Genomic DNA, 17169 nt, shown 5'->3' with positions numbered 1-17169 from the left:
GGGCTTCCTCCAGGTCCATCACGGGCCGCCAATCGAGGAGGCTGAAGGCCTTGGTGCAATCGAGTTTGAGATAATGGGCCTCCTTGAAAAGGGGAGCACCTGCCCCCTGACCGGGAGCCGGGATATTCTCCCCCTCCGACTCCCAGATTCGTATCAGACGGCCTATCAGATCCTTGACCGAAACTGCATCCTTGATTTCGGGACCGAAGTTCCAGGCCGAGGCATATTCACCACCATTTTTCCACATCATCACAGCCAGCCAGAGGTATCCGGAGAGACAGTCCAGAACGTGCTGCCAGGGGCGTACGGCTTCGGGATTTCTGAGGACCATGGGCAGTCCGGCCGTGACAGCACGGAAGCAATCCGGAACCAGACGGTCCAGGGCCCAGTCACCACCCCCGATAACATTACCAGCCCTTACCGAGGAAATAAGCTGATGGTCTTCTCCGGGCGCCCCTGGGGTGAAGATACTATCCCTGTATGCTCTGGTCACCAGTTCGGCGCAGACTTTACTCGAACTGTAGGGGTCTCGTCCTCCCAGACGGTCCTCTTCCCGGTAGGCATATACCCACTCCCGGTTCTCATAGCATTTGTCGGTTGTAACGATTTGACAGACACGAACAGTGTCACAGGCCCGCACAGCTTCGAGAAGGTTAACCGTACCCATGACGTTGGTCCCATAGGTTAAAAGGGGATCTTTGTATGATTCACCCACCAGGGGTTGTGCCGCAAGGTGGAAAACCACCTCCGGGTGGGTCCTTTTCAAGGCTCGCAGAAGAGATTTGGCGTCCCGAACATCATCCTCGATGTGTTCAATCTTCCCCTCGAGGCCCGCAAGATCAAAAAGGCTAGGAACTGTAGGCGGCGCAAGGGAATAACCCACCACTTTCGCTCCCAGGAGGTTTAGCCAGATCGACAACCAGGCCCCTTTAAACCCAGTGTGGCCAGTGAGAAACACTGTCCTGTCTTTGAAAAATCCTTCGAATAGCGATTCCATAGATCTCTACCAAACCTGCCATGGAGCTTCACCAGAAGCCCAGAGATCCTCAAGTTTACGCCTGTCTCTCAAGGTATCCATTGGCTGCCAGAAACCCCCGTGAAGAAATGCTTCCATCTGGCCGTCCACGGCCAGCTTTTCCATGGGTTCCTTTTCCCAGGTCGTCATATCGCCCTCGATGTAGTCAATAACGCCAGGTGACAGGACAAAGAATCCTCCGTTGATCCACGCCCCATCGCCCCTTGGCTTTTCCATAAACCTTTTAACAGTTTCACCCTCCAGGACCATGGCACCGAACCGGCCTGGCGGCTGGACAGCTGTCACCGTTGCCAGCTTGCCGTGATCGTTATGGAACCTGACAAGCTCTCCGATATCGACATCAGCCACCCCGTCACCATAAGTGAAGCAGAAGGGTTCATCACCCAGGTAAGAAGCCACACGCTTGAGCCGACCACCAGTCTGTGTGTGTTCCCCGGTATCCACCAGCGTTACCTTCCAAGGTTCGACATTGCCTTTGTGGATCTCCATCTCATTGTTTTCAATATCTATTGTCACATCTGACACATGGAGAAAATAATTCGAGAAGTACTCCTTGATCATGTACCCCTTGTACCCCAGACAGATGACAAACTCATTGATACCATGAGTCGAATAGACCTTCATGATATGCCACAGGATCGGTTTCTGCCCGATCTCGACCATCGGCTTTGGCTTCAACTGGGTTTCCTCACTGAGCCTGGTGCCGAACCCTCCCGCCAATATCACCGCTATCATTGAACCTCCGCTTCCTTTTGGACATTCTTAACAATGGACTGGTGCCAATCTGCAGAACAACATCCAAACTTTCAATTCACCTTCATTATAAATTTCACGGCACGGATTATTAAACCATAAACTCACTTAAACCTTAAAGGGAATGAAACGATCCCTCCAGGTTTAACGGACTGTTCCGACTCAAAAACGTTTTTCTCTTCTTGACAGCTCAACCACTTTTACCCTATCTTGAGTAAGTATTCTACTCAATATATGGAAGTGTAACTCATAATAGCCGTCAAAAGGCCATCGATAGCTGAATTTCAGTCAACATGCAATAGACGGGGTGGGAAAACCTCCCATTTAAGGTTTTTCACGATGTTAAATGGAATAATTACATCCAAAACCAAGATAAACCTCCTGGTAAAGCTGTTCCTGAACCCGGCCATGAAAGCCTACCTGCGGGAACTGGCCACCGAGTTCGATGTTTCCACGAACTCGGTGAGGACGGAGCTAAACACCCTGACCGAAAACAACATCCTCATCGCCGAACGTGACGGCCGCAGCGTCTATTACCGGGCCAACACGAAACACCCCCTCTTTCCCGAACTTTCCTCCATGGTACGCAAGATTACCGGTATCGACGAACTGGTCAGCTCCGTCATCGAACGCCTCGGCAGGCTGGAGGCGGCCTATCTCAGCGGGGACTACGCCCGGGGGCAGGACAGCGGGATCATCGACATGGTGCTCATCGGCGACATCGACCTCGAGCAGCTCGATGACGTCATCGTTAAGACCGAGCGGTACATCAAGCGAAAGATACGTACGTTAATTCTGCTCCAGAATGAGTTCGATCAGTTACTCGAAAAGGGCAGCCTGGGTCCGGTCATGAAACTCTGGGATAAAAAAACTCACGGAGAGCTATAGGAGTTTTTTTATGTGCGGTATCTGCGGAACAGCAGGCTTCGGTGACGGAGCCACGATCAGGAAAATGGCGGCCAGCCTGACCCACCGGGGCCCGGATGACGAGGGTTTCTTCGAAAGCCGGAACCCGGCCCTTTTCCTGGCCAACCGGCGTCTGAGCATCATCGACGTGGAAGGGGGCAAGCAGCCTGTCTATTCCGAGGACCGGTCCATCACCGCCGTACAGAACGGGGAGATCTACAACTTCCAGGAACTCCGGAGGGATCTGGAATCGAAGGGGCACAGGTTCGCCAGCCGCACCGATTCAGAGGTCATTCCCCACATGTACGAAGAGTACGGGGAGGATTTCCCGAAGCATCTTGACGGGATGTTCGCCATCGCCCTATGGGATGTGCGGAAGAGAAAACTGGTACTGGCCAGGGACCACGTGGGGATCAAGCCTCTTTACCTGTGGCAAAGGGGAAGGGAGCTGGCTTTCGCCTCCGAGGTCAAGGCGTTCACGGCAACCGGACGCTTTAACGCTGAAATGGACCTCGGATCCCTTCACTTCCTCACTAACATCCGGTTCATCCCCGGTAAGCGCACCCTCTTCAAGGGAGTCCGGATGCTCCCTCCCGCCACCAGCCTCGTCTGGGAGGAAGGCGCCTCCAGGGAGTTGCGGTACTGGCAGCCGCCAGCCAAACCCGATGCAGCTATCAGAAGACCGGAAGAGTGCGCAGAGCAGACCCGGACTCTCCTCGCAAGCGCGGTCAACAGGCAGATGGTCAGCGACGTTCCCCTGGGGCTTTACCTCTCGGGGGGGATGGATTCGAGCTCCCTTGTTGCCATGGCGGCCGCCAGCGGTCATGGGAAGGTGAAAACCTACTCCCTGGGGTTCGATGAACCCACCGATGAACTGGCCGACTCCCGGCTGGTGGCGGAAAAGTTCGGAACGGACCATCACGAGACCACCATCGGTTTCGACGCCCTTTCCATGATGCCCCTTGTGACCTGGCACGTGGAAGAACCCAAGGAGAACGCCATCCAGCTCTATCTCCTTTCCCGGTACGCATCGCAGCACGTCAAGGTCGCGCTGTCAGGCCTTGGAGGAGATGAACTTTTCGGGGGCTACCGGATCTTCGATTACGCCCGTCCTATGGTTTTCCCGGAGCGCCTCGTCGGAAGGGGTCTTAACCGCGCCCTCCTCTGGCCCATTCGCAACCTCCTGACAGCCCTCACGGGAAACCTCGGCTCCATGAAGTGGGATCTTGCAAAAAGGGGGATGGATGGTGCCTTCTCCCTGGGAGTTCCCGAGCGATGGTACCCCATCCTCCGCAACATGTGGGAGCACGACCGGAGGCTCTTTACGTCCATCTACACGCCTGAAACCCAGAAAAAAATTCAGTCTGGTATTGAGGCATTTTTTGAGCCCTTTTTTAAAAATAGTTCGCAGGATATCCGTGAGGATATTCTGCGAACGGAATTTCGTTTCAAGTTGGTGGACGACTTCCTCCTCAACGAGGACAAGACCTCCATGGCAAACTCTCTGGAGGTAAGGGTGCCGTTCCTTGACAGGATACTCGTGGAATTCGCCTTCTCCATCCCGGCAGAGGTGAAGTTCGCCGGGGGGGAGCTCAAGACGGTCCTCAAATCCGCCATGGGGGGGATCCTCCCCGCGAAGACCCTGGAAAAACCCAAGTGGGGGTTCACCTTCGACTCTTTCCACCAGTTTCAGAAGGACCTCCAGGGGCTGGCCAGAATGGAGCTGACCAAAGAGTTTATCGATGACCAGGGGATCTTCCAGTACGGTTTCATCAAGGAAGTCCTCGACCATCCGCCCCATCGCTGGATGCGTTGGCACTACTTCCTGATCTGGTTGATCCTCGGTGTGAAAGTCTGGGAGGACCTTTTCGTAAACGGCAAGGCGCCGGAGAACTGCTATGGGGCCTGAGATGAAAGATATGGAGCAGCTGGCCAGCATCTGTCAACGCAGTCTCCAATGGGCACATGAGCGAGACTACACCGGTTGGGAAAAACACGATGCGCTTAACAGTCCGTTTCTCTCGGCACTTTCACTGGGCTTGAAGTGGCCCAAGATTATCGCGATCCAGGCGGTAATGAGGTTCCCGATCAACCTTCGTCCCCTCCTGGGTGTTCGAAAACACAAGAATCCCAAGGGTGTTGCTCTTTTCGCCAGGGCATGGCTTAACATGTATCATGTTACCGGTGATGAGGAGTGCCTGAAAGAAGCACAGGCCCTCCTGGACTGGCTTCTGGAAAATCCGGCGGAAGGACAGTGGCCCGGCAGTTCATGGGGCTATCCTTATCCATGGCAGGATCCCGGTTTTTATGCGCCTTCAGGGCTGCCCAACCGGATCGTCACCTATTTCGCCGGGCGGGCTCTCGTCCACGGATATGAAGTGACATGGAATGAAAAGTACCTGGAGGGTGCCAGGGAAGCAGTGAATTTCATTCTACAGGCACCCAAAGTCCTGCATGAAAGCAACGACATGCTGTGTCTCAGTTATATCCCCTCGGATCAGATCTCCATGGCGGTCATGGACGTTTCTGCGCTTTGCGGGGCACTATGCGCCATAGTGGGCAAACACACCAACGACAACAGCCTGTTTTATGAGGCCAGGCGCCTGGTGAACTGGGTCGTAGACAAACAGACCGATTACGGTGCCTGGTTCTACACATACCCTTCCGGTGACAGCCACATCACCCACGACAACTACCACACAGGGGAGATCGTGGATGCCCTCTACGAATATGGGAAATATTCCGACGATGACAGTTTTCGCACAGCCTGTGAGCATGGATTGGAATATTACCGGACCAACCTGTTCACTGAGGAAGCACGCCCCAGGTGGATGAACGACAGGGTGTTCCCCTACGACGCGCACGGTTACTCCCAGGGGATCATCTCTTTCACCCTGGCAGGCGATCTCGATTTCGCAGGCCAGGTCACAGAAGCTGCCCTAACTGACCTGTGGAACGGGGAGGACCGTTTCTTCTACCAGAAGGGATGGCTGTATACGAGGAAGACGACGTACATGCGATGGTGCCAGGGATGGCTGGTCTATGCCTTGAGTGAACATTCCCTGGCTCTCACAAAGGAATCCAACTAGAACCAGGACCACACGGAGAGCGAGATGACTTCAAACCTGAAGGAGAAGATGACGGCCATGTTCATTCCGGCCCCCCTGCTCATAAGCGCAAGGCGGATCGGTTTGCGGCGGTTGTTTGCCATGCTTTTTGCCATCGGCTACGGCTACATCGGGGTCGTCTGGTACCTGCTTCGCAAGCGCGGACCCGTCGCCGCCTGGAAGTTCATCAGCGTCAAGCTGTTTACCCCAGTTGGCCCGGGCGGGGCGGGCATCTGGTGGTTTTTCGCCGGGCCGTTCATCCGGAGATTCCCCCAGCTTTACGGGATGCCCAAGCAGCTGGAGATGGAGATCACCACGACCTGCGCCAAGAGGTGCATCCACTGCGAGCACACCTACTGGTCCAGGGAGTCCCAGCCTATCAAGCAGATGAGCTACGAACAGGTCACTGGAGTCATGGAGCAGTTCCCTGGCCTGCGCTGGGCAAGTCTCGTGGGTGAAGGAAGTTCCTTCGAACACAAGGAGATGAAGCGGTTCATCAAGTACCTGCGGGACAGGAACATCATGTCCTACGTCCCCGACCACATGTGCGATTACGATGACGAACTCATCGAATACATCGTCGACAACGACATGGAGGGCATCGTCCTCTCTTTCGACGGCGCAAGCAAGGAAACCTACGAGGCAGTGAAGGTGGGATGCAAATACGAGCGCACCATGGAAAACGTGAAAAAAATGGTGGAGATGAAAAAAAGGAAAGGATCACCTTTCCCGGAGATCATGTTTGTTTACATCGCCATGAAAAACAACGTCCACGAGATACCGGATTTCGTCGATGTCGTGGCAAGCATGGGACAACGTCAGGAGTTTGGAGCCGGGTCCAGGATCGGTATCATCCGTTTACTCGCCTTCAAACAGATCCTCCACCTGCAACTGGAGGATATCCCCCAGGAGATCATCGACGAGACCTACCGCAGGGCGGACAAGCACGGGATGCTGGTGAACTTTACAGGTACCAACGTCAGGGAGGAGCTTCCCGAGCCTTCCTGCTGCATGGCCTGGATGGAACCGTACATCATGATGGATGGCTACGTCTCACAGTGCTGCGCGGTTTTCATTTCCAACAACAGGGATTTCATCCGGGAGCATGCCCACGGCAACGTCCTGCGGGAAAATTTCAGGGATATCTGGTACAACCGCTCCTACAAGGCCCTCAGGTACAGCATCAACAAGCCGGACAGGCCCATCCCCATGCAGTGTGTCGGCTGTCGCATCTTCAATACACTTCCCAGGGAGAAAAAATACGGGATCATGAACACAGGGACGGGCGAAGTCATGACTCTCAGGGAGTTTTACGATAACCACATGGGCGAGAACATGAAATGGCGCTATGAAGATGTGGATATGGATCAGGAGATCAAAAACCAGGGGAGGTAAGGATCCATGGAAAGGAAAATCAAGGCGGTTATCCTGGCTGGCGGACGCGGGAAGAGGCTCAACGAAAGATCATCAGAACTCAACAAGTGCATGCTGCCCATGAACGGGCGCCCTCTCATCTCCTACAGCCTGGATAACGCCGTTCGCGCAGGCGTCTGTGAAATTGTTATCGTCGTTGGCTACAGGGCAGAGGACATCATCAACGAGTTCGGGAACGAGTATGGCGGGACCCGGATCCGCTATGCCATCCAGCTGGAGCGAAAAGGGCTGGTGAACGCCATCGAAACAGCGCAGGAGGCCATCGACGGGCACGACTTCATGACATTCCTCGGTGACGAGATCCTGGTGGGACCTCGGCACCTGGAGATGATCAACTCCTTCAGGGATGAAGGGTGTTTTGTGACCTGCGGGGTCATCCAGGCCAGGGACAGATCGGAGATATCCAAGACTTACGCCGTCATACAGGACGACAGCAGGACCGTATTCAGGCTGGTCGAAAAACCCAAGCGGGCCCTCAACGACACCCAAGGTACGGGTAACTGCATCTTCAACAACGCCATCTTCGACTATATCGAAGAGACGCCCATCAACCAGAAACGGGGTGAGAAGGAGCTGGTGGACATGATCCAGTGCGCCATCGATGACGACCAGAAGGTCAAGACCTTCAACATCGGATCCGAGTATTTCAACATCAACATCGAGGAAGATATCGCCAGGTTCGAAAAACTTCTGCGAAGTACCGAAAGGGGGGAATCATGAAAGTTCTTGTGACGGGAGGGTGCGGGTTCATCGGGTCCCACGTGTGCGAATTCTACAGAAACATGGGATGGGAAGTGGTTTCCTACGACAGCATGACCAAGTACGAACTCAGCAAAACGGGTTATGACCTCGACCTGGTCCGCAATTTCAACTGGGACTACCTGAAAGAGATGGGAGTCCAGTTGGTGAAAAAGGACATCAGGGACCTCGACGACCTTCTGGCAGAGGCGGACGGGTGCGATTTCATCGTTCACACGGCAGCCCAGCCGGCCATGACCATCTCCATGGAAGACCCCTGGCTGGATTTCACCACGAACCTCATGGGCACCTACAACGTCCTGGAAACGGCCAGGCAGATCGGGGCACCCGTAGTGAGCTGCAGTTCCATCCACGTCTACGGGACCGGCATCAACGATTCCATTTCGGAAGAGTCCACACGGTACGTCCGGACCCCTCCCGGGATCGCGGAAGACCACGAGCTCATGACCGGGAGCATCACCCCCCTCCACGCTTCCAAGATGGCGGCGGAACATTACGTGAGGATGTTCACCGACACTTTCGGAGTCAGGGCGGCAACCTTCAGGCTGACCGGGCTTTACGGAACCAGGCAGTTCGGTGGCGAGGATCACGGATGGGTGGCCAACTTCACCATCAAGGCTGCCATCGGGCGGCCCGTAACCGTCTTTAACACCGGCAAACAGTTAAGGGATATCCTGTTCGCCCCGGACGTATGCCGCGCCTTCCACTCCTTTTACGAAAACCCTGTGCCGGGGACCTATAACATCGGAGGGGGGGAGAAGACCATGATCTCCCTCCTGGAGTGTATTGACTACCTCGGGGAACTGACAGGCGAGCCCCTGGAACTCCATTTCGGGGGTGAGCGTTTCGGGGACCTGTACTACTTCGTGTGCGACTCCTCCAAAGCCAGAGAGGTCCTGGGTTGGGAGGCACAGACTGAACCCAGGGACGGGATCAAGGCCCTTTACGAGTGGGCGGTCGAAAACCGACAGGTTTTCGGAGCCTGACGCGGTAAGCGCCTCATGCACATCACCCATGTCTTTCCAAGGTTCAAGGAGATCCATGGCGGAGCCGAGCCGGTGATCTTCAACCTGCTCCGATGCCTGTGCGACCAGGGAATCCGGAACACCCTGGTCACCAGCGATTTTCCCGGGATCCTGGCAGAGCAGCTGGACCCACGAGTGGGACTCATCACTCCACCGAGGGCCCTTTCTCTCTCCTTCAAAAATGTCCTTCTCGCCGGATTTGCGAACCTTGCAACCACATTTGTCCTGCCTTTTTTCTTTCCCAGGAGGAGCGATGTGGTCTGTTTTCACACAGAGACGGTTGTGCCCGCCCTCGCCCTTCAGACCTTGCTCGGACGGCCTCAACCGACGATCTACTTCTGCTACCAGCCGCCGCGCTTCGCCTACGACACGACGACCGATACCTCGCGTTCCGGAGGATTTTTGGGCCGTCTCGTACCAATTTTCGCAGCCGCCTATCGTCCCTGCGACAGGGCGGCTGTGAGGAGGGCCGATGAGGTCTTCACTTTCTCAACCGGTTATGGTGAGTGGATCCAGGAGATCTACGGGATCGAGGGGGTGAAGGTGGTGCCCCCGGGTGTCCAGAGGCCGGAAAAAGTTCCTCCCCTGCCACCCGGTATAGCTGCTGCACTGGAGGGAAAAGGGCCGGTCCTGTGTTTCACGGGAAAGCTGATCCCGTGGAAGAACGTTGACAGGCTCATCAACATCACCGGCCTACTGAAAAGACAGTTCCCCGATATAGCCTGCCTGGTCGTCGGAGACGGCCCCTCCATGGGGCCACTGAAGGAGCAGGTTGAAAGGATGGGGCTGACCGGCAACGTCCTTTTCCCCGGTTACGTGGGACCAGATGAGGTGTTCTCCTTTTACGATTCGGCCGACCTTTTCGTCATTCTGGAGCAGAACATCTCCTTCGGCCTGTGTCTTGTGGAAGCCAACGCCAGCGGAGTCCCAGTAATAGCGTTCAGAGCCGGAGGCCCCCTGGATATCATCGTTGACGGGGAAAACGGGTTTCTCATTCCACCAGATGCCAAGGATGAAGAGATAAGTGCCAGGATAGGGAACATCCTGAACGCCCCGACGGCACTCAACACGATGAAAGAGAAGGCCCTTAAAGCAGCTGGACGTTTCACGTGGGAAGGTTTCGCCGACCGCTTCCGGCAACTGGCCTGTTCTACACTCCAGGGCGAGGTTCGATAAAAACGTTATGGTCAAGATCCTGCTGAACTCTCCATGCAACTACTACACCTCGGTGGAGATTCTCACAAATCCCATCGGGCTTTCCTATATCAAGACGTTCTGTGAAGACAAAAACCCCCATGTCCGGATCAGCATTGTTCCTTATATCGACAAAGAACTCCTGGAACGGGAAAGACCGGACATCGTTGGACTCTCCTGTTATGCGGCGACTTATGGACAGGCCATAAAGGTCGCCGGAATGTGCAAGGAATATGGCGTTCATGTCGTTGTGGGAGGAGAGCAGATCACCACTCTGCCCAACCTCATAACCGATGATATGGATATAGGCGTCATTGGAGAGGGGGAACGGGCTTTCGAGAAGCTCCTTCGGGTCTACAATGGCGGCTGGAAAGGGGAGGAACTGCTGGATGTTCCCGGAATAGTGTTCAGGGACAGCCAGGGCGGCCTCGTGCAAACAGAGCCGGCGTCACCGCTGAAAGACCTTGACTCTCTGCCCGTACCTGACCTGCTGCAGGGCAATGAGAAAACAGACACCCTGTGTATCATGACATCGAGGGGATGCCCCTACCGTTGCGTGTTCTGTGCGACCGGCTGGCACAGGAACGTCCGGTGGTTCAGTCCGGAAAAGGTCCTCGAAACGATCAAGTACCATGCTGAACGGTACCCTGCCCTTCAGAGAGTCAAGTTCTGGGATGACCTTTTCACCGTTAAAAAGGAGCGTGTGCGGCGCATCGTTGACCTCCTCGAGGAGGAAGGACTTACCGCAAGGTTTAACTACTCCGTCGCCACCCGGGCCGACCACATCAGCGAGGAACTCCTCCACCAGCTCAAGAGAATGAACTGTATTCATGTGAGCCTGGGGATGGAATCGGGATCGAACAGGACCCTTGAATATATCAACAAGGGAACTACGGTTGAAACCAACAGGAAAGCGGCTCTCATGCTGCGCCGCTTCGACCTGTTCAGCGAGTCCAGTTTCATTATCGGGTTCCCGGAGGAGACCCGGGAGGAGATCATGGAGACCTACGATTTCATCCGGGCGACCCCCCTCAACAAGGTCCAGGTGTTCCTGCCCGTTCCCTACCCCGGTACAAAACTTTGGGAACACGCCCTCGCAAAAGGTCTTGTCTCCGAAACGGTGGACATGGACTGGGAGGCTCTCGACCTGATCGCCACGATGTACCGGCCCAGGCAGGTCCTCGACCGGTTCATCGTCTTGTCGGAAATACTCTCAAAACAGGAGCTTTACAAACTCCTGAGAAAATTCGGGCGACTAGCCAGAGTCAAGACATTCCTTTATGCACTGATTCTTCTGCGACGAAACCCCAGGATCCTCATCAATAGGTTCATGAGGGAACTCGTATTTCTACTTGTAAGGCGGAAGCGCAATTGAGGAAGAAGATGGCACGCGGTTCAAAAATAGCGACTCTTGCCGGCACTGTCATTATCATACTCATGGCGATTGTGTATTCTTATGCCATACGGGACCAGCTCCACCTGTTTACCAAGGTAAGCTGCTCCTTTATCCCCTATCTTTTCTCGCTCTCCCTTTTCATGGTCTTTTCGGCCGGAGTAACCAACGCTATTCTTCTTTACGCCGTCGGTTTCAGGCTTTCGTTCACTGAAATATTCACTCTTTCTATTCTGACGACTTTTTTTAATTACTTCGGTCCCCTGAGGGCAGGTGCCGCAATAAGGGCAACTTATCTCAAAAACAACCATGGCATGCCGTTCTCGGCCTATGGAGGGCTAATGGCCGCGAACATGCTCTTCATACTGTTCACAGCGGGCCTGATCTGCATCCTGATGTTTCCCTTCTTCAAAGGGATCGATCCGCGCTACATAGGATATCTCCTTCCACTGACGGCTGGCCTAATCCTTTTCCCGGTCCTTATGTTCATACTTAGACCGAATCGGATAGAACCAACGTCACGGCTGAGAAATATCCTGTCCCTAGCCGTAAGATCTATTAACGTAATATTCCAGAATCCCTCTGTCGTCATTCTGGTAGTCCTTTCCATCGTCATCCAGTACGCATCGGGGGCATTCCTGATCTATTTTTCATACAGGACCTTCTCCATAGATCCTGACTACCTCTCCTGCCTTGCGATTGGTGTGTTTCAATCACTTTCAAATTTCATCACCCTTACGCCAAACAACCTCGGTCTGCAGGAATTCATCACAGGCTTCATAGGAAAACTGACTCTGCTCGGCTTTAACCAGAGCCTCATGGTTGCAGCGGTCCTGAGGCTTTGCAACATAATTGTCGTCTTTGTCCTGGCCCCGCTTTGCTGGTTCATCCTTTTCAAGCGGATAAAGCCCCCAAAGGACCTTCTGACTGGCAACAACTCATTCACTGCCAAGGAGATGGAGCATGATTGAAAAAACTGTTCCCAAACCGGTATCGAAAGAAAAAATGAAGGAGTACAACACCGAGGAGACCTTCGACCAGATAAGGCGTTTCTGGAACGACATCGTCTGCGGCCAGCATTATATCCCTGAGAGCCTGGGTATGAAAGGAGATCTGGAATACTTCCATAGAATGCGGGACGAAAGGACCAAGGTGCAGCACTGGCACCATGTGGAGCTTTACGGTTTTATCGAGAAGTACTCACCCCAATATATGCTCGAGATCGGCTGCGGCATAGGGCACGACATCGTCAGGTTCGCACAACTCGGAAACAGGGTCGTGGGAGTTGACCTCGCCGACGACGTTATCAGGTTGGCACAGAGGTATCTTGAGTTAGAGGGAATCTACGGTGATGATTACGGTAATGCCACCGTACAGGTCGCTAACGCGGAAAAGCTTCCTTTCGGGGATGAAACCTTCGACTGCGTAGTCAGCGGAGTGCTCCAGCACACGGTCAATCCTCAGAAAGGTATCGATGAGATTTACCGGGTCCTGAAACCAGGTGGAAGAGCTCATGTCCTGCTCTACAACAGACACTCCCTGAACTATCTTGCGCACCGGATCTTCAACCCAAGGTATGAGGACCCTCTCAGCCTTTCTAAGGAAGTGTGTCCCTTTGCTTACCACTTCACCAAAAAGGAGGTGCTGAAGATGGTCGGTCGATTCTCTCAGGTCCACCATTTTCGTGCCTATCTCTTCGGAACCTGGAAAGGACTTCACAAGATCACCCCCGATTTCATCCGATGGAAGCTTGGAGAATACGTGGGTTGGTTCCACAAAATGCACCTTGTAAAATAACGAAAAATGAAGATACTTTTAGACATCCTCCATCCGGCCCACGTGCACTTCTTCCGAAACGCCGTTGAGGAACTGACCGGGAAAGGCCACGAGGTGCTGGTGACGGCCAGGGACAAGGACCTGACCCTCCGCCTCCTGGATCTTTACGGCATCCCCCATCGGGTGATCAGCCGCGAAGCCTCGGGGAAAGCGGGGCTGGCCGGGGAGCTGGCAACAAGGAACATCAGGCTGGCACGCCTTGTTGTAAAGGAAAAGCCCAGTGTTCTCGGCAGCATCGGGGGGATCTCCACGGCACAGGTCGGATTTATGACGCGGACCAGGAACCTCATTTTCTACGACACGGAGAACGCCACAGTGTCGAACCGCCTTTCCTACCCCTTCGCCACCGAGGTGGTCACGCCCGACTGCTACAGGGGCTGGGTTCCAGAGGGAAAGCATGTCCCCTACGCCGGATACCACGAACTGGCCTACCTTCATCCGGACCGGTTCGCGCCCGACCCGGGCATCCTCTCGACCCACGGCGTCGATCCCCAAGAGCCGTTCACGGTCGTGAGGTTCGTTTCGTGGAAGGCGATGCACGATGTGAAGGCAAGGGGGTACTCACCGGAGGACAAGCTGCTCCTGGCCAGGACCCTGCAGGAGCACGGCAAGGTTTACATCACTTCCGAAGCAGCGCTTCCGGAACAGTTCGAAAAGTATCGCCTGCCCCTGCCCCCCCACCAGGTCCACCATCTCCTGGCCTTCGCGCAGCTTATTATCGGAGAGAGCGCCACCATGGCCTCCGAGAGCGCCGTGCTGGGGACCCCCTTCGTCTACCTGGACGTGGTGGGACGCGGCTACACCGACGAGCAGGAGGGAAGGTACGGGCTGGGCTACAACTTCCGGCCGTGGCAGGTGAGGGAATCCGTCGATAAGGCCGAGGAGGCCCTGAAAGGGAACCTCAAGGACAGCGATCGGTTCAGGGAAGGCCACTCCAGGATGATGGCGGAGAAGATCGACGTGACAGAGTTTATTGTGGAAAGGCTGCTGGACGCAGGGACCCGCCTTCGCTAAAGCTTCCGTCTGCGCCATAGGCTCCGACGTGACAAGTCGGCGTGGCAAGCACGGAGACACGGTGACACGGGGAAGGAACGGGAGAGCCTGGGGGCGTGGGTGCATGGGGGATGAAGAGTTGTATCGAGGTAACGAGGTAAAACCCATGATTACCGTCATTCCGGAAATCACCGCTTGCTTGTCACGGCATAGCCTTGGCGAAGACGGAAGGCGGGATTATCCGGAATCCATGGACTCCGGGTCAAGCCCGGAGTGACAGCCATATGAGTATCCGGGATGACAGCGTCGGGAGAAGGACCTTTTTGCTGACAGCTCAATTTTAACCGGTTGATAACCTTAACGGTTAAGGTATAAAGTTAGTGGCTGGCAACCTTCAACGGCCAACGCTGATAGAGTCGCAAAAAGTCCAATCCGGGACTTTTCGCTCCAAGGAAAGGGAAAAGCGTCTTTTTCCCTTTCCTTACAAATCAATGACTTACAGTGGGAGTCATTGATTTGGGCACCCCGCGCGGGGTGCGTTGATGGACTTTTTGCGAGTCCATCAACGTTAACCATTAATGCTGAAAGGATCCCAGCGATCCTGATATCCTCAAAACCGAGAGAGGCCATACTCAGATTATGAACAGCATCCTTCAAAAGCTCCGCACCGTTTACGAAGCCAGGCCGACGCTTTTCGCCGTTCTCCTTATCACGGCGGCCCTGACCATATTCTACTCCAACAGCTTTACCGCGGACTGGCACTACGACGACTTCCACCACATCAAGGAGAACATCAACATCCGGAAGATCTCCAATATCCCGATGTTCTTCACCGACGCCACCACCTTCAGCCGGAACCCCCAGACGCGCATGTACCGCCCGCTCCTCATGGCCACCCACGCCATCAACTACCAGGTCGGGATATGGACAAACCGGGACGGATATGACGTCGTCGGCTACCACGTGGTGAACTTCCTGTTCCACCTTGTAAGCTCCCTGCTCGTATTTTTCATCACCCTCTTTCTGTTCCGCCGCCGGATCCGCCTCGACGGGATGGACCCTGCCCTGCCTGCGGCCTTCGCCGGACTCCTGTTCGGGCTGCAGACCATAAACACAGAAACCATCGTCTACATCTCCTCCCGCTCCTCCGGCATGGCCACCATGTTCCTGCTGGCCGGGTTCTACTTCTACCTCAAGGCGACGCAGGACCAGGAGACTACCTCCATCCGCTTCCTTCCGTTGGCCTTATCCACCTTCATGTATCTTTGCGGATTCCTTTCCAAGGAGATAGCAGTGACCCTTCCGGGGATGATCTTCCTTTACGAGATATTCCTTAACAGGAGGTGGATGGAAGGCCGTAGCCTCCCTGCAATCATGACAAACCTTACCATACGGCTGGCTCCGTACGGAGTCGTCCTGGTGGGCATCTTGTACACAAGGCTTCAGATCTACGGCGAGAACCTGGCCAGTAGGTTCACCGAAAAGGGCGGAACGCAGGCGGCCGCCGATTGGGTCAGCCAGCTTGCGACCCAGTCCAGGGCAGTTGTTTTCTACATTCGGGAGTGGTTCCTTCCCACCGGCCTTTCCATCGACAAGCCGTTCCAGGTGACCAGGAGCTTTTCCGATGGCAAGGTGCTGCTGTCGTGCCTGGTCATCACTCTCATTGTCGCTGCCGCTCTCAGGTACTGGAAAAAGCATCCCCTAATCACCTTCGGCGTTCTCTGGTTCTTTCTGGCCCTGCTTCCTACATCCCTGTTTCGCCTGAACGTGGTGATCAACGACCACCGCCTTTACCTTCCCGGGTTCGGGTTCGTCCTGGTTTTCACCTACGTTGTGGCCAAGCTTTATCTCCGGTTCCGGTCAGACGGAGGATGGTATTTCAAAACCTTTATCACCATATGTTTGACCATCCTCCTCTTCATGGGCCTCGGGACGTTCAAGCGCAACATGGCCTTTGCCACAGAGGAAACGATCTGGAAGGATGTTATCTTAAAGGACCGCAACTCGGTGCGGGGGTACAACAACCTGGGGATCTACTACGAGCAGAACGGGGATTTCGACCGGGCGCTGCAGCACTACCAGCGCACCATCAAGCTGGCCCCCATGTTCCCGAACCCCTACATCAACGTTGGCAACGTCTACCACAAGAAGAAGGGGTACGAGAACGCGGAAAAGTGGATGAAGCGGGCCATCCAGCTGGACCCGAAGTCAGCCCTGGCCAACTACAACCTGGGTAACATCCTCAGGGAGGCGGGCAAAACCGAGGAAGCGATCGGGGCTTATAAGACAGCCCTGAAGTACAACCCCCGCTACATCGAGGCGGCCAACAACCTGGCCAATATCTACTTCAAGGAGCGCAAATACCCGGAAGCGATCCAATACTACAAGCAGGCCCTGTTCATCGACCCGACATTCGCCATGTCCTACTACAACATCGCCCTGGCCTATGAGAACCTGGGCCAGCCGGCCGTGGCCATCGCCAACTATGAGAAGTTTCTGCGATTCTGGCTCGGGGACAGGAGGTACATATCTCTGGCGTCCTCAAAGATGCAGGCCTTGCAGAAACAGCTCGGCGGGCCCCAGGGGAATTGACCGTCGCGCGCCCCTCGCCTATCCGTACATCTCAACGCGCCATGGTTTAATCAAGAGAAGTGTTACCGCAGAGACCCAGCCTTCGCCAAAGGCTTCCGACCACACCTTCCGAGCTTCCACCTTCGCCAAGGCTACCGTGGA

At 54.9% G+C, this 17169-nt stretch carries 14 protein-coding genes; 12 read left to right on the top strand and 2 right to left on the bottom strand.

Annotated elements, in window-relative coordinates; all coding sequences use genetic code 11:
- Together rfbG and rfbF are read right to left on the bottom strand one after the other, a co-directional pair.
- On the bottom strand, nt 1-919 hold a 919-nt coding region (gene rfbG / locus P1S46_04245), incomplete at its 3' end, for a CDP-glucose 4,6-dehydratase (protein ID MDF1535698.1).
- Nucleotides 920-1003: 84 nt separating this feature from the next.
- Nucleotides 1004-1771, bottom strand: a complete 768-nt coding sequence (rfbF, locus tag P1S46_04240) for a glucose-1-phosphate cytidylyltransferase (protein MDF1535697.1) — start codon at nt 1769-1771, stop codon at nt 1004-1006.
- A 357-nt stretch (nt 1772-2128) separates the two neighbouring features.
- Here rfbF and P1S46_04235 point away from each other — a divergent pair, with 357 nt between their 5' ends.
- The 12 genes from P1S46_04235 (at nt 2129) to P1S46_04180 (ending at nt 17028) form a co-directional block, all read left to right on the top strand.
- Nucleotides 2129-2677: a winged helix-turn-helix domain-containing protein gene (locus P1S46_04235; GenBank protein ID MDF1535696.1), complete on the top strand. Its 549-nt coding sequence runs from the start codon at nt 2129-2131 to the stop codon at nt 2675-2677.
- A gap of 10 nt (nt 2678-2687) precedes the next feature.
- Nucleotides 2688-4604, top strand: coding sequence for an asparagine synthase (glutamine-hydrolyzing) (asnB, locus tag P1S46_04230; protein ID MDF1535695.1), 1917 nt, complete (start codon nt 2688-2690; stop codon nt 4602-4604).
- Nucleotides 4594-5784, top strand: coding sequence for a hypothetical protein (locus tag P1S46_04225; protein ID MDF1535694.1), 1191 nt, complete (start codon nt 4594-4596; stop codon nt 5782-5784). Before asnB ends, P1S46_04225 begins: the two co-directional genes overlap by 11 nt.
- A gap of 24 nt (nt 5785-5808) precedes the next feature.
- Nucleotides 5809-7197: an SPASM domain-containing protein gene (locus P1S46_04220; protein ID MDF1535693.1), complete on the top strand. Its 1389-nt coding sequence runs from the start codon at nt 5809-5811 to the stop codon at nt 7195-7197.
- Nucleotides 7198-7203: 6 nt separating this feature from the next.
- Complete coding sequence (locus tag P1S46_04215) at nt 7204-7956, top strand: nucleotidyltransferase family protein (GenBank protein MDF1535692.1); 753 nt, start codon at nt 7204-7206, stop codon at nt 7954-7956.
- Nucleotides 7953-8981, top strand: coding sequence for an NAD-dependent epimerase/dehydratase family protein (locus P1S46_04210; protein ID MDF1535691.1), 1029 nt, complete (start codon nt 7953-7955; stop codon nt 8979-8981). The genes P1S46_04215 and P1S46_04210 overlap by 4 nt, the downstream gene beginning before the upstream one ends.
- A 15-nt stretch (nt 8982-8996) precedes the next feature.
- The gene (locus tag P1S46_04205; protein ID MDF1535690.1) at nt 8997-10196 is read left to right on the top strand and encodes a glycosyltransferase family 4 protein; all 1200 of its coding nucleotides are present in this window, start codon (nt 8997-8999) and stop codon (nt 10194-10196) included.
- A gap of 7 nt (nt 10197-10203) precedes the next feature.
- Nucleotides 10204-11589, top strand: a complete 1386-nt coding sequence (locus P1S46_04200; GenBank protein ID MDF1535689.1) for a radical SAM protein — start codon at nt 10204-10206, stop codon at nt 11587-11589.
- Complete coding sequence (locus P1S46_04195) at nt 11586-12578, top strand: lysylphosphatidylglycerol synthase transmembrane domain-containing protein (GenBank protein ID MDF1535688.1); 993 nt, start codon at nt 11586-11588, stop codon at nt 12576-12578. The genes P1S46_04200 and P1S46_04195 overlap by 4 nt, the downstream gene beginning before the upstream one ends.
- Nucleotides 12571-13404, top strand: a complete 834-nt coding sequence (locus P1S46_04190) for a methyltransferase domain-containing protein (protein MDF1535687.1) — start codon at nt 12571-12573, stop codon at nt 13402-13404. The genes P1S46_04195 and P1S46_04190 overlap by 8 nt, the downstream gene beginning before the upstream one ends.
- Before the next feature lie 6 nt (nt 13405-13410).
- Entirely contained in the window at nt 13411-14457 is a 1047-nt protein-coding gene (locus P1S46_04185) for a DUF354 domain-containing protein (protein MDF1535686.1), read from the top strand.
- Nucleotides 14458-15075: 618 nt separating this feature from the next.
- Nucleotides 15076-17028 carry a tetratricopeptide repeat protein gene (locus P1S46_04180; GenBank protein ID MDF1535685.1) on the top strand — a complete coding sequence of 651 codons (1953 nt, stop codon included), beginning with the start codon at nt 15076-15078 and terminating at the stop codon, nt 17026-17028.
- Nucleotides 17029-17169 lie beyond the last annotated feature (141 nt).

The sequence above is a fragment of the bacterium genome (assembly GCA_029210545.1).
Lineage (GTDB): Bacteria > BMS3Abin14 > BMS3Abin14 > BMS3Abin14 > BMS3Abin14 > JARGFV01.
The sequence above is the reverse complement of the archived record's forward strand: the minus strand, read 5'-3'. Positions and strand labels throughout refer to the sequence as shown.